We start from the raw sequence: 14,090 nt of genomic DNA on the forward strand, positions 1-14,090 counted from the left end.
AATGATATATTAAAATAGGTTTAATTTGTTAAATATAATTAAAATTTAATATTTATATAATATATAAGTTTCAGTCTATTTTAACTTTAAATAAGTTATATATAACTTATTTTACAATTAAAACAAGTCTAAATCAACTTAAAATGTATATGAAACAAATATGAAAAAATTGAAAATTTATCAGTATTATTGAAAATACTAGGTTTTTGGTGTCGATACATATTGGATTAAAGTGGCATAATTTTTGCTTAACAAAAACGATGTGCATTGACTTAAATAAAATTAGAGGGGATTTTAAAATGGGAGAAAAAAGTAAAGGGTATGTATTTATAGCGATAGCAGGAATATTATGGGCTACACTTGGTTTATTTGGAAAGTTTTTAATGGGAAATGGATTGACATCAGAACAGGTAGCATTTACAAGGTTGTTTTTTGGGTTTATAGTTTTGGGAGTATATTCTTCTATAAGAACACCACATATTTTAAAAATAAGTAAAAAGGGAATCATATATTCAATAATAATAGGTATTATATGTCAAGCTATGTTTAACTTATGTTATTTTAAAGCAATTGAAACTGTAGGTGTATCAGTAGCAGCAGTTTTATTATATACTTCACCATTATTTTTAGCAGTATTTTCAAAAATCTGTTATAAAGAGAGCATTACTAGAAGTAAAGTACTTTCACTTATTTTTTGCTTTATGGGTGCAGTTATGGCAGTGACTGGTGGAAGTTTGGATTTTCAAAATTTAAGTGCTTTTGGACTTTTACTTGGTATATTATCAGCAATAGCATATGCACTTATGCCAACTATTAGTAAAAATGCCTTGAAAGAATTCTCAAGTTCGACAATATTAGTATACAGTTTCTTATTTGGAGCTATCTTTATGATTCCATCTGCTAGACCTTGGGAGATATTGTATTATGCTAAAGATTTAAATATTTTATCTTGTATGTTAATGTTAGGTGTTGTGCCAGCTGCACTGGCATATATTTTTTATGCAGCAGGTATATCTAAGGGAGTAGAGTTATCTGTTGCAGGTGTTGTGGCATCAGTAGAGCTAGTTGGTTCTGTAATAATCGGTTGTACTATATTAGGAGAAAATTTTTCTTTATGGAAGTTATTTGGGGTTATGTTGATGCTAATATCAGCAGTAGTAGCACTTAATCTTTCTTATGATGGAATAAAAATATTTTGTAAATCCAACAAGTTAAAGCAGATTGAAAAAACAGAAAGTATTTAGAATTAGAGGTTTAAAGGTATTGAGATTTAAAAACATTGAAATTAATAATGTTACATAAAATTATAGGTAATTGTAGTTAATTTAGAAATATAAATTAAATTTTTTATTATATACTATAAAATATACAAATTAATATCTTGTTTTATAAATACTAAATAACTATAGAGAGAATCATGTTTATATAACTCTTTCTATAGTTATTATTATTTTGATACTGTTTTATGTGCAATACATATACATAATTAAAAAAACTTGCAACCTTGATAAGAATTTCGAGCTTTCAAGGTATCATCAATTTGATTTAAAATTTCCCATTTCTTTAGACTCCATAAAGGGCCAACTAGTTCATCTCTTTTGCCATCACCAGTAAGTCTATGGATTATCATAGTTTCGGGAAGTATTTCTAATTGGTCACATACTAGATTTATATATTCATCTTGTTCCATAAGAGTTAGCATGCCATTTTGTAGCATTTTTTCCATAGGAGTGTCTTTTATAACATGTAATAGATGGATTTTTATGCCATCTACACCCATTTTACCAACAGCTTTTGCAGTTTCCATCATCATATTATAATCTTCGCCAGGAAGACCGTTTATAATGTGTACAACAACCTTTATATTTTTAGCCTTTAGTTTTTCAACACCTTCTACAAACGATTTATAATCATGACCTCTATTTATAATTTTAGATGTGGAATCATGAATCGTTTGAAGGCCAAGCTCAACCCATAAGTTAGTTCTTTTATTTAGTTCAGATAAGTATTCTACAACATCATCTGGCAAACAGTCAGGTCTTGTTGATATTGAAAGACCTATGACATCATCTAGTTCTAATATGGTTTCATACTTTTCTTTTAAAATTTCAAGAGGAGCATACGTATTTGTATAGGCTTGAAAGTAACCAATATATTTTGCATGAGGCCATTTTTTTAACATCATTTCTCTTATATTATAAAATTGACTAATAAGATTATCTTTAGGGTTACCAGCAAAGTCACCAGAACCTTCCTTGCTACAATAGGTACATCCACCATAGCCAATACTTCCATCAATGTTTGGGCAAGTAAATCCTGCATTTATTGATACCTTAAAAACTTTTTCACCAAAAGTATTTCTAAGATAATAATTCCAAGTATGATACCTTTTATTATCAAAAGCATATTTAAATTTATCCAAAGTAATCACCTATTTCTAATAAAATTGTACACTGGACTTGTACAAAAAACATATTACCATAAATATATAACTTAAACAAATTCTATTTTAAATTATATGAAAATAATGCAAGAAAATATTTAATATTTTCTTGCATTATTTCCAGAAAAGAATAGAATTAGTCCAAATAATATTATGAAAAAGGACATTATTGATACTATAAATCTAGATAGAAAAAGTGGAGACAGTATAAGACATATGCCAAATAGAGTCTTAATTATATTCCAAGTTGTAAATTTAGAATATGGATTGTTTTTACTATTTACAAGTGCTACTAATTGATTAAATATTAAATAAAATCCTAAAAATAATGAAAATATACTTTGTATTTTTTGCGGAAATATAAAAAGTAATATACATGCAATTATTAGAATCCATTGAACATTAGTAGATGGCTTAATTTCTTCTTTAGTAGCATATCTTTTTAATTCATTGATATTTTTTAGATTTAAATATGCAAAGAATAAAAGAGCAATACCAAAAGTCCAAGAAATTAGTTTTATCCCTAATGTCTTAAATGTAAGGCATAATACTCCTAATACGATGAGTAATACTCCCATTAACATAAACTTAGTAGCATTTTCTTTTTTATTAAAGTTATTAAAATCGATATTAAAATTTGTGTACATAAAATCACCTCCAAAATCAATAGAACAATTATAACAGAAATTTATATTCAAATAAAGTCACCAAGTATAAAAATTAAACTGTACTTAGTAATTAATTGATAGGTTGTATCATAAACTTTTATTAATAGAATTATATAGGAGGAGGTTTGTCCATGACAAAATTATGGGCAATAATATTTGCATTATTAGCAGGTGGGTCTACTGCTCTTGAAGCCTTTATAAATGGAGAACTAGGTAAAAGTACAACAGCGTTAGTTGCAACATTTATAAGCTTAACTGTAGGGGCAATATTTTTTTTGGCAAGTATAATAGTTACAGGTGATTTAAAGTGTTTGGTGTCTATAAATGGTTTTAACTATAAGTTATTACTAGGGGGAGTATTTGGTGGGCTAATAATATATTTTACAGTAAAAGCAATTCCAAATTTAGGCGTATCAAATACACTTATATTAACTCTTGTATCTCAAGTTCTAGTTGGTTTTTTTATTGATAGCGTGATTTTAGGACAAGAAACAATGCATTTATACAAGTACATAGGTGTTATACTTTTAATATTGGGAACATTTTTTATAGTAAATTAGTAATTTAAAGTACTATATAATTTGCTATACAACTCAGATATTTGGTATAATTATGGTAACAAAACAAAGTTAGATGAAAGAGGTGTTAGAATTGGCTGATGAAAAATTTGTAATGTCATTTAGTGGTGGTAAAGATAGTATATTAGCATTAAATCGAATGTTGAAAAAAGGATATAAGCCTGTAGCACTCTTGACAACTATAAGTGAAGAACATGGGAAATCATGGACACATAATTTAGAATATAATATGCTTAAACAGGTAAGTAGCAATATAGGATTACCTTTATTAGTTGCTGAGTGTGGAGTAGAAGGATATGAAGAGAGTTTTGAGAGAGCTTTAATAAAAGCTAAAAATATGGGAGCAACAATATGTGCATATGGAGATATAGACATAGAAAGTCATAGAAAATGGGATTCTGATAGATGTGATGCAGTTGGTATGAAAGTAAGTTTACCATTGTGGCAAGAGAGTAGAGAAAATTTAGTATATGAATTTATAGAAAGTGGATTTTGCAGTGTTGTAACAAAAGTAAACTTAAAGTATCTAGGAGAGGAATTCTTAGGAGAAAAATTGACTAGAGAGCTTGTGAAAAAGATAAAAGATGCAGGTGCTGATCCATGTGGAGAACATGGTGAATACCATACATTTGTAGTGGATGGTCCAATATTTAAAAAGCCTGTAGAGTATGAAGTGAAAGGAACTTCAACAAAAGATGGTTATGGATATTTAGAAATAAAATAATTACATAAATAAAATACCTATTATATAATCCTAGTTTTTGCAAAGGTCTAGTTTTTGCAAGATTGTATAATAGGTATTTTTTATTTTATATATTTTACATAATATTCTTTAAGCAACCTTATTTAGATTAGAGTCTAATGTAGAATAATTCTTTTTTAGGAAAACTATTGATAAAATAAGGCATATAAATTCTGAAACAATAGTAGTCATCCATATTCCTTGACCGCCAAATATTAGTATCATTGAAATTAGACTTAGAACAACTATTACAAGTCCTCTACCAAGGGATATAACAGTAGAAATTGATGGTTTTTCTACTGAAACAAAGAATCCAGAAATTATTACGTTAATTCCTACAAGTAAGAAAGATATAGAGAATATTTTAAATACACGAATTCCTTCATTGAATAGTACGGTTTCCTCTGGGTGTATGAATAAAGAAACTATTGGCCCTGAAAAAGCCATACAAGTTGCAAATACAGCAATTGATGCTATTATTGTGGCTTTTATCCCCATCTTTAATAATTTTTTTACGTTATCTATATTCCCTGCACCGTAATAAAAACTAGTAAGAGGTTGCATACCCTGAGTTATACCCATCATAGTCATAAGTACCAATGTATTTATATAATTTATAACACTGTAATAGATAAGAGCACTTTCACCAATATATTTAGTAAGACTCAAGTTAAAAAGTAAGACAACTATACCACAACTTAATTCAGTAGTCGAATCTGGGAAGCCTATAAATATAATTTTTCTAAGTGTTTTGAAATCGACTTTAAATTTTGAAAAATTCAAAGTTGAGTTTTTTCTTAAAAAATGTATCAAGAAAAAAACAGTAGAAAAGACTTGAGATAGACCTGTCGCGATGCCAGCACCTTTTACACCCCATCCAAATTCAATTACAAATAAGTAATCAAGTACGATGTTTGTAAGAGCAGATATTATTACACCAACAGTAGCTAATATTGGGAATCCATCAGTTTTTATTATAACTTCTAGAGAGTAAGATACTATAAAGAAGCCATTAAAAAATATTATTATTCCTAGATAATCTTTAACCATACCAATTGTAGATTCTGTGGCTCCTAAAAATAATGCTAATCTGTCTAAATTAAAAAAAGTTATAGCTAAAATAATTATAGATAATATAATTATTGATACTAAGTTGAATGAAAAGACTTCATTTGCAGACTTAATATCTTTTTTGCCAAGATAAATTGCAATTATAGTAGATGCACCAGTTGAAAATAACAGAGAAACTGCAAATATAAAATTAATAAATGGCATTGATATGTTTACAGCGGCTAAAGCTAATTCACCAACTCCTTTACTTACAAATATTCCATCAACCATTGTATATAATGAGAAAACCCACATTGCAACTACAGATGGTGCTAGGTATTTAAAAAACCTCTTACCTAGGCTCATGTTTTCGTCTATAGATATTTTAGTATCCATTTATTACCACTCCTTGTAAATCTATTATAAAAATATTAAACTATTAATTAATAATTTTATTTCTAGTATAAATGATAAACTATGGTATAGTACTAATGTCAACAGCAAATAGTAAATAATTATAGATTTTATTAAATGATAGTGATTTTAAGCGTTTTATAAGTATATCCTATTATATATATTACTGACATTTAACTGACAAATAGGAAAAAAAGTACTTTAACTGACATTTAACTGACATAAAACTGACCATTATTTGAATAGTATTTTGCTTATATTTTCAGATGCTTCTTTGTCCATTTCATCTAATAGGTGAGAATATCTATTCATAGTTATTTTTATATCTGCATGTCCTAATCTTTCAGAAATAGCTTTTATGTTAGTACCTGAGAGTAACATTAAAGTTGCATTTGTATGTCTTAATTCATGTACTTTTATATCTCTAAGATTATTATCTCTTAATAGTTTTTTAAAAGGAGTAACAAAAGTTGGTTGAACCCATGGGTTGAATCTTTTATTTAAGCATATCAAATCGAATTCATTTTTCAATATACCCTGTAATTTTTCCTCTTTAAGTAAACTTATAAGTTCATCAGGAGCAAATAATTTTCTTTTTGATTTAGGGGTTTTAGGGTCTTTGAAGATTATTTTATTGTCTACATAAACTAATGTTTGATTTATATGTATGATTTTTTTATCAAGGTCTACATCTGACCATCTAAGTGATACGGCTTCACCAAAACGTAATCCAAGAGTTAGCATCAAAAAAATTGGTATCCCTATAGGAGTGTTTTTTGATTTTTCTAATAATAATTGAGCTTCCTGTTTTGTATAAAAATTAGAAGTTGAATTATTTTTTTTGCTTGGAGTTGTAACAAAATCACAAATATTTTCTGATATTTCTTTTAATCTATAAGATTCTTTCAATACCGATTTTATAAAACCGACTTGGTTTTTTGCTGAATTTAACATGTGTTCATTATATATGCTATTTATATAAGACTGTAAAATAGAAGGAGTTATATCTATTAATTTCATATCTTTAAAGAAAACTTCAATTTGATTTTTAATCATGTTTTTTCTATTTCTAACAGTATTAGGAGAAAAACTACATTCTCTATCTTTTATATATTTGTAACATCTTTCTACAAGTGTTGCATCACTTGGAGCAACAAACCTATTATTGTTTATAGTAGATTTTATTTCAATTAAATGTTTTTCAGCATCTTTTTTCCTTTCATAACTTCCATAACTTTTCTGTTTTATTTTACCGGTTTCTTCCACATACTCCACATATACATGAAATTTTTCATTTCTTTTTCTTATGAAGGCTGATTTAATATTCATAAGAGCACCACCCTTTGAGTTAATTTGAATTAATTACTTAATTATATTTTATAACAAGTGAAAAAAATTTTCAGAGTTTATTAAAAAGTATTTATTTTTATTAAATTATAAATTGTTACAAATATTCAAAAATAATCTATTTATGATATAATAAAAATATAAGAGTTTTGCAGCGTGCGATTTTTCTGTTTAAGTATGCTTTAACAGTTGAAATATAAGGCATCGAGAAGGTCTGATAAGTGTTATCAATTGCACTGCTAGCCGCTCACTGCAAATTTGAGAGAGTTTTATGTGTGTAAGTATTGAAAATACTCAACTTATTTTGGGGTTTTATATTAACTATGTGGTATGTAAAGAAAATATAATCGAGAGAATCTTCATTAGTATTAATGTTTTATATTAACTATGTGGTATGTAAAGATTGTTTTGATGTACAGTGATGCATATAGTAATTATAGTTTTATATTAACTATGTGGTATGTAAAGTTCATAGCCTTTGCGTATTCATCTGTAAATTTTACAGCGTTTTATATTAACTATGTGGTATGTAAAGTAATGATTTGCTCCTGCCCCCAATAAACTATTATCATGTTTTATATTAACTATGTGGTATGTAAAGGCTGGTAGTGCAGGTAGTGAAGTAACTTTGACATTAGTTTTATATTAACTATGTGGTATGTAAAGAAGTTTAAACAAAGTAAATCAAAATATAAAAATATGAGTTTTATATTAATTATGTGGTATGTAAATAATTTTAATTCTCTTTGAATACCTTGTGGGTCTGTATGTTTTATATTAACTAAGTGGTATGTAAAGAGTGTAACCATTAAAATTATTGGTATTTCTATCTTAATTTTATATTAACTAAGTGGTATGTAAAGTCTTCTTTTGAGATAAACAGTAAAGTAATAGTAAATAATTTATACTAACTATGTGGACTTAAAATTAAAAATATCAAAGAACACTTACTTAAATAGTAGGTGTTTTTTTAATTGAAAGGATGTGATGATAATGAAAAAAGTAATAAATAGGAAAAATATGTAAGAATTATGTGCTATAATAGTTGTAAGCAAGAAGATGTAATCTACAATTTATAGAGTGGAGTTCATACAAAAGATTATCCTCCCAACGTATAGAAGGGAGGTGTGTATGTATGGATAATTTTTTGATTGGCGTATTAGCTAGCTTAACAGCTACTCTAATAGCTTACGTAATTGGTAAATTAATCAAAAAAGCAAAAAGCCACTCTCGTGCAAAGAGTGACCTAATAGTTGAATTTAAATTTATGTTTAAATCCAAAAAATGATTGAGTTTTAATGAACTCCACTCTACGACTAAATAGATTGTAGTTCTTCTTGCTTTTATTATACCACAAATTATAAAAAATATTACCTATAATATTTTTTATAGTCAATAAAAAGATGAAATTTTTTATACAAAATAATAATGAATCTAAATTAATGAATAAATTTAATTGTAAAACTGTAAATACAGTAAGCACTTACTTAAAATGTAGGTGTTTTTTTATACAAAAAATCAAAGGAAGTGAATTTATGGTAAGAAAACTGCGGTGTAGTATTTAAAAACATTTTAGAAAGGAAGTGATAACTTGGTAATAGACACATACCTAAAAAATGAAAAAGAAAAAATAGATTTCCATTTTCCGGTTAATCCACTTGATAGTTTATCTATAAAGAAAGAAAAAAGATTTGAAACTGTTGATATATTAAATCTAGGTGAATTTGACATTAAAAAAGAAGGAGAGAAGATAAGAGAAATATCATTCAAGACATTCTTACCAAATTTATATGATGCTTCTTATTGCAGATATAGCGAGTTAAAAAATCCAATTGAAATAGTTGCAATGCTTGAAAAATGGGTAGACCAAGCCGAACCATTACGCTTAATAGTAACTGGTTTTGGTTACAATGGGTTAGTTACAATATCTAGTTTTAGCAATACTCAAACAGCAGGGAGAGAAGAAGATAGAGATATTGAGATAACATTTAGAACTTACAGAGAACTGAAGATAGAGACATTAAAAAAAGAAACTAAAAGTAATACTAAAACAGATTTAAAAGATAATAGACCTAATACTCAAACTAAATCTAAAATATATACAGTTACATCTACAGACACATTATGGAGTATTGCAAAGAAATTTTTAGGCAAAGGTTCAAGGTGGAAAGAGATTTACAATATACCAGAAAATAAAAAAGTTATTGGTAAAAATCCAAATGTAATAAAAAAAGGACAAAAGTTGGTGATACCTAGCAAATGAAAATAATACTAAATGGAAAATATGACATTGCAAATTTTAATGAAGGAATAACATTAAGTGAAGCTATAGATGGAGTTGCATATAAAATGGATGTATCCTTAATAGAAACTAAAACTTTGCAAGATATAAATATTAAAAAAGGTGATAAAATAGTTCTAATTGACATTGCGTATGAGAGTAAAAAAGAAGAAACAATCTTCAATGGAGTCATATGGGAAACTAGAAGAAGTGAAAAGAGCAAGAAACTAACATTGTCTTGTAGAGAAAGAACAATATATATGGAAGAATCAGAAGAACAATATCAGTTTAAAGAAAATACAGCTACACAGAGAATTGAATACTACTGTAAACAATGGAATATACCTTACTACAATCTAGCTAACACAGGAAAGAAACTTGCTAAAGTAATACATAAGACTAACATACTAGATATGATTAAAAAAGATTTAAAGGAAACAGCAACAAAAGGTGGAGATTTATTTAGAGTAAGAATGGATAATAAATTGAAATTATTTAAGCTTGGTACCAACGTAAATGTATATAAATTAGATAGTATATTAGAAGATGCAAACTTTACAAGTAGTTTTAATGATGCAGTAACGAGTGTAAAAGTGCTAGGTAAGAGTAAAGATGAAAATACAAAAGCACCTATCATTGGCACATATAAGAAGGACTCAGATAAGTATGGAACACTACAAAAGATTAAACAAGATGAAAAGATAACTAATGCAAAAGAAGCAAAGAAAGCAGCAGAAGCAATGTTTAATTCGGGCGAAGAAACAATAAGTGTAGATTGTGCAGTAGACATAAACAGAATAAGAGCAGGTGACAAGGTATCTCTAAAAGGAAGAGAATACTATGTTATAGATGTCACTCATACATTAGACTCTACACCAAAAATGAAGCTCAATATAGGAACTTTGGATTATATAAGGAGGAAATTTTATAACAATGACTGATGCTAGATTCAATGGAGTTGCTAGAATATTAAAAGAAAAAATGAATAAAAGTGTTAATGATGGAGTCTTTGGAATGGGTTGTTCACTTGCAGAAATAACAACAAATGGTCTTAAGGTGAATGGTTATAAAGATGAAATACAGGACTATTTAGTATTAGAGAATTTAACATTAAAAGAAGATTATTTTACTTTTTCAGATGAGGTTTTAAGTGGAGAATATAGACATAAGCATAAAATAGAAACTCCAAAAGAATTAAAGCCAATAAGTATAGGTGACAATGTGTTAGTAGCTGTTATGGGGTCTGAATTTGTAGTAATTGGGAGGATTGTAAATGCCAAACCTATTTCCACAAAATGAAACTTTTGAAACTGTAGAATTAAAAAATAATAACGAAAATGAACTGGACCTAAAGGGGTCTTTTTTATTTGACTTTATAAAAGGTGAATTTGTCAAAAATGCAGATGGAACATTAAAAAGATGTAACAAGGTAGAGGCATATAAACAATGGTGTCAAAAAGCTATATTAACACCTAGATACAAACGGTCAGCTTATTCTAGTGTATATGGAAGTGAAATAAAAGACTTAATTGCTAGTAATCTATCTCAAAGTGCTAAAGAACTTGAAATATCTAGGTTAATAAAAGAAACTATTTTAGTTCATCCATATACAAAAGAAGTGAGTAATTTTATATTCAATTGGCTTGAAAATAGTAGGCTTGTTAATTATGAATTTGATGTACTAACAATAGATGATGAAAATATAACTATAGATGGAAACATAAAAAGGTAGGTGATTATATGGAAAGAGAACTACCTATACCAGTATTTTTGACAGAAGATGAAGAAGTAATACACGAAAGGATGTTAAGTAACTTTCAAGATGTGAGCACACTAGAAGGGGACTTTATTTATGATGCAACAAGACCTATAGCAGAAGAAATCACACAGTTAAAACAATTAGGACTACAAAATAATCTAAAGATTGCATTTCCTCAAACTAGCTATGGAGAATACCTAGAATGGTTGGGAGAATGTAAAGGAGTATTTAAAAATCAACCAACTAAATCGGTTGGCATAGTTACATTTACAGGTGTACAAGGAACTATCATTGCAAAAGGGACTGTAGTAACTACTGTTGCAACTGATGAAAAGCAGAGTATAGAGTTTGAGCTTCTTGAAACTAAAACTATAGGAGAAAATGAAACAGTAGATATTAAAGCAGAATGCAGAGAAACTGGAACTATAGGAAATGTATCTAAAGGTAGTATATCTGTTTTATTAGGTTCTATTAATAGGATTAAATCTGTTACTAATAAAGAAGATTTCAAAGGTGGGACAGATATAGAAGACGAAGAACATTTTAGAGAAAGAGTTCTTGTAGCAGAGCAAGAAGACAAACTTAGTGGAGCTAGTTCAGATTATATAAGATGGGCTAAAGAAGTAGATGGAGTTGGATATGCTTATGTAGTTTCCGAATGGAATGGAGCAGGGACAGTAAAAGTATTAATACTAGATAAAAATAGAAAAGCAGCAACACAAGAATTAATAGATAAAGTTCAAGAATATATATCCATTAAATGTATCAGAAGGAGAAAATAGAGACGGGAAAGCTCCTATCGGGGCTTTGGTTACAGTTGTAACACCCGAAACACTACTTATTAATGTAAAAGCTAGTTTTATATTTAGTAACAGTTTTAGTGAAGAAACAGTATTAAACAATCTAAAAGCTAAGATAGACAAATATTTAGACAAGATTGATTTAGGTGGAACGGTCTCATACAATGCTATACAAGCAATAGTAGGCTCTATGATGTTGACAGACGAAGGCATACAGGACTTTTCTAATCTTACTATAAATGATGTAAAAGAAAATATAAAATTGCAGGACCAAGTAGTTGGAGTAGGGGAAATAGTTAACGAGGTGGTTGGATGATAGCTTCTAAAAAAGGTAGAGAAATGCTTCTTACATTGTCACCAATATATGAACAATCTATCATAATGCAAAGCTTATATGAAGCTATAGGAAGCGAATTTGATAATTTAGAGTTATTAAATAAAGAAATAGAATTACAATTATTTCCTCAAAGTGCAACATGGGGTTTAAGTTTTTGGGAAAATAGAGTAGGTTTAGCTACTAATCTAGATGAAGCTATAGAAACTAGAAGAAGAAAAGTCATTGCTAAGCTCCAAAGCAAATATATTATGACGCCTAAAAGAATGTCTATGATACTTCAATCTTATACAGGTGCAAATATAAAAATAAATGAAAACATATCTCCATATACTTTTGGTGTTGAATTAACCAGTACTCAAGGTTTTCCTCGAGATTTAGAAGATTTATATAAGAGAGTAAATGTTATAAAACCTTCTCATTTATCTGTAAGTTATAAGTTAGTATCTTTATTAAAAAGTAAAACTTATTTTGCACAAACAACAATTATGAGTGAAGAAATAACCGTATATCCTTATTCAAGTAAAGAAGTAAAAGCTAATGTTAAAGCTAAGTTTGCATTAGCTCATAACATGAGTTCAGAAATATTGACAGTATATCCAAAAGGAGGTGGTATAAATGGCTGATGAACAATTTTACACTATACTTACAAATATAGGTAAAGCTAAGATTGCTAATGCAGGGATGCTAGGTAAATCAGTAGTACTAGAGAAGATTCAAGCAGGTGATGGAGGAGGAAACTATTACAATCCAACAGAAGACCAAACAGCATTAAAAAATAAAGTTTGGGAAGGTAATATAAATGCGTTTGACAAAGATGAAAATAATCCTAATTGGATTATTGCAACAGCATGTGTACCTGGTTCAATAGGTGGATTTACAGTTAGAGAAATGGCTCTCATAGATAATGAAGGAGATATGATTGCAATTTGTAAAAGTCCTGAAACATATAAGCCAAAAGTTGGCAATGAAGCTATGAAAGATTTGTATTTAAAATTTATCATAGAGGTATCTAATGTAGAGAAAGTAACCTTAGTTGTTGACCCAACTGCAATATTTTTAACTAAAAAAGATGAAGAAAAGATATTAACAAATATCAATAAGTTAGACACTAAAATAGATACAACTAAAACAGAGTTAACAAACAACTTAGAAACTGCTAAGACAGAAATTAATAATAAAATAGGAGATACAACATTACTTGAAACAACAGAGAAAACAAATATAGTTAGTGCATTAAATGAGGTAAAAACTAGTGTAGATAGTATAGAAACAACAGCAGAGAAAACAAGTATAAAAGATACAGATAACTTATTTGAAAGTGATAATGTTGAAGGAGCATTAAAAGAAGTGATGCAAGAAGTAAAAGGGAATAGAACTAGTATTATATCAACGATAAATAATAATTTAATACCAATGTAGAAAGGAAGGTGATTAAATGCCTCCAGCATCAACGTATATATGTGATAGAACTGTTAAAAAAAGAAGAGGTTATTATTCAGAACGAGATGTTTTTCTTTCCCCTTGCTCTTATGTTTATGAAGAAGGTAGTATGTATGAAACAACTTACTATGGTGAGTTTGATTTAAGTAATTCTAAAATTATAACAGTTCCTACAAGCACTAAGCGAGAAAAAACTGCAACTCGTGTTTATTTTATATCTGGTGGAAGTAT

At 28.2% G+C, this 14,090-nt stretch carries 16 protein-coding genes, 1 pseudogene and 1 CRISPR repeat array; of the genes and pseudogenes, 13 read left to right on the top strand and 4 right to left on the bottom strand.

Features of this window, described 5'->3' with window-relative positions; genetic code table 11:
* The first annotated feature begins 299 nt into the window (after positions 1-299).
* The gene (locus KGF38_RS10190; protein WP_223152508.1) at positions 300-1,244 is read left to right on the top strand and encodes a DMT family transporter; all 945 of its coding nucleotides are present in this window, start codon (positions 300-302) and stop codon (positions 1,242-1,244) included.
* A 242-nt stretch (positions 1,245-1,486) separates the two neighbouring features.
* Here the strand turns inward: KGF38_RS10190 and KGF38_RS10195 are convergent, their stop codons facing one another.
* The gene (locus KGF38_RS10195; RefSeq protein WP_054269895.1) at positions 1,487-2,422 is read right to left on the bottom strand and encodes a TIGR01212 family radical SAM protein; all 936 of its coding nucleotides are present in this window, start codon (positions 2,420-2,422) and stop codon (positions 1,487-1,489) included.
* Positions 2,423-2,541: 119 nt separating this feature from the next.
* Positions 2,542-3,090, bottom strand: a complete 549-nt coding sequence (locus tag KGF38_RS10200) for a DUF308 domain-containing protein (protein ID WP_054269896.1) — start codon at positions 3,088-3,090, stop codon at positions 2,542-2,544.
* Positions 3,091-3,242: 152 nt separating this feature from the next.
* Here KGF38_RS10200 and KGF38_RS10205 point away from each other — a divergent pair, with 152 nt between their 5' ends.
* Both KGF38_RS10205 and KGF38_RS10210 read left to right on the top strand, forming a co-directional pair.
* Positions 3,243-3,671, top strand: a complete 429-nt coding sequence (locus KGF38_RS10205; protein ID WP_003429356.1) for a DMT family transporter — start codon at positions 3,243-3,245, stop codon at positions 3,669-3,671.
* A 73-nt stretch (positions 3,672-3,744) separates the two neighbouring features.
* Positions 3,745-4,413, top strand: coding sequence for a diphthine--ammonia ligase (locus KGF38_RS10210; RefSeq protein ID WP_054269897.1), 669 nt, complete (start codon positions 3,745-3,747; stop codon positions 4,411-4,413).
* Between the two features lie 108 nt (positions 4,414-4,521).
* On the opposite strand, the gene KGF38_RS10215 is transcribed toward KGF38_RS10210, so the two are convergent.
* Together KGF38_RS10215 and KGF38_RS10220 are read right to left on the bottom strand one after the other, a co-directional pair.
* Positions 4,522-5,877, bottom strand: a complete 1,356-nt coding sequence (locus KGF38_RS10215) for an MATE family efflux transporter (RefSeq protein ID WP_054269898.1) — start codon at positions 5,875-5,877, stop codon at positions 4,522-4,524.
* A 252-nt stretch (positions 5,878-6,129) separates the two neighbouring features.
* Positions 6,130-7,224 (bottom strand): site-specific integrase, encoded by a 1,095-nt coding sequence (locus tag KGF38_RS10220; protein WP_074178943.1) that lies wholly within the window; start codon positions 7,222-7,224, stop codon positions 6,130-6,132.
* Between the two features lie 327 nt (positions 7,225-7,551).
* Positions 7,552-8,105: direct repeats of the CRISPR family, unit length 29 nt; unit sequence GTTTTATATTAACTATGTGGTATGTAAAG.
* 272 nt (positions 8,106-8,377) lie between these two features.
* Between KGF38_RS10220 and KGF38_RS10225 the strand changes: the two genes are divergently transcribed.
* The 10 genes and pseudogenes from KGF38_RS10225 to KGF38_RS10265 form a co-directional block, all read left to right on the top strand.
* Entirely contained in the window at positions 8,378-8,530 is a 153-nt protein-coding gene (locus KGF38_RS10225; RefSeq protein WP_021362740.1) for a type I toxin-antitoxin system toxin, read from the top strand.
* Positions 8,531-8,833: 303 nt separating this feature from the next.
* Entirely contained in the window at positions 8,834-9,505 is a 672-nt protein-coding gene (locus KGF38_RS10230) for a LysM peptidoglycan-binding domain-containing protein (RefSeq protein ID WP_079770256.1), read from the top strand.
* A complete protein-coding gene (locus KGF38_RS10235; protein WP_074178944.1) occupies positions 9,502-10,464 on the top strand; it encodes an XkdQ in 963 nt (320 codons plus the stop codon). Before KGF38_RS10230 ends, KGF38_RS10235 begins: the two co-directional genes overlap by 4 nt.
* A complete protein-coding gene (locus tag KGF38_RS10240; RefSeq protein WP_074178945.1) occupies positions 10,457-10,822 on the top strand; it encodes a hypothetical protein in 366 nt (121 codons plus the stop codon). Before KGF38_RS10235 ends, KGF38_RS10240 begins: the two co-directional genes overlap by 8 nt.
* A complete protein-coding gene (locus tag KGF38_RS10245; protein WP_074178946.1) occupies positions 10,797-11,255 on the top strand; it encodes a DUF2634 domain-containing protein in 459 nt (152 codons plus the stop codon). Before KGF38_RS10240 ends, KGF38_RS10245 begins: the two co-directional genes overlap by 26 nt.
* 8 nt (positions 11,256-11,263) lie before the next feature.
* Positions 11,264-12,064, top strand: coding sequence for a baseplate J/gp47 family protein (locus KGF38_RS10250; protein WP_413926751.1), 801 nt, complete (start codon positions 11,264-11,266; stop codon positions 12,062-12,064).
* A 25-nt stretch (positions 12,065-12,089) separates the two neighbouring features.
* A complete protein-coding gene (locus KGF38_RS20580) occupies positions 12,090-12,398 on the top strand; it encodes a baseplate J/gp47 family protein (protein ID WP_413926752.1) in 309 nt (102 codons plus the stop codon).
* A complete protein-coding gene (locus tag KGF38_RS10255; RefSeq protein ID WP_079770257.1) occupies positions 12,395-13,042 on the top strand; it encodes a YmfQ family protein in 648 nt (215 codons plus the stop codon). The genes KGF38_RS20580 and KGF38_RS10255 overlap by 4 nt, the downstream gene beginning before the upstream one ends.
* Complete coding sequence (locus KGF38_RS10260; RefSeq protein ID WP_074178947.1) at positions 13,035-13,838, top strand: phage tail protein; 804 nt, start codon at positions 13,035-13,037, stop codon at positions 13,836-13,838. Before KGF38_RS10255 ends, KGF38_RS10260 begins: the two co-directional genes overlap by 8 nt.
* Before the next feature lie 16 nt (positions 13,839-13,854).
* Positions 13,855-14,090, top strand: a pseudogene (locus KGF38_RS10265) (hypothetical protein); the annotation flags it as partial.

The sequence above is a fragment of the Clostridioides sp. ZZV14-6387 genome, assembly GCF_020657835.1.
In the GTDB taxonomy this organism is placed as follows: Bacteria; Bacillota; Clostridia; order Peptostreptococcales; family Peptostreptococcaceae; genus Clostridioides; species Clostridioides difficile_A.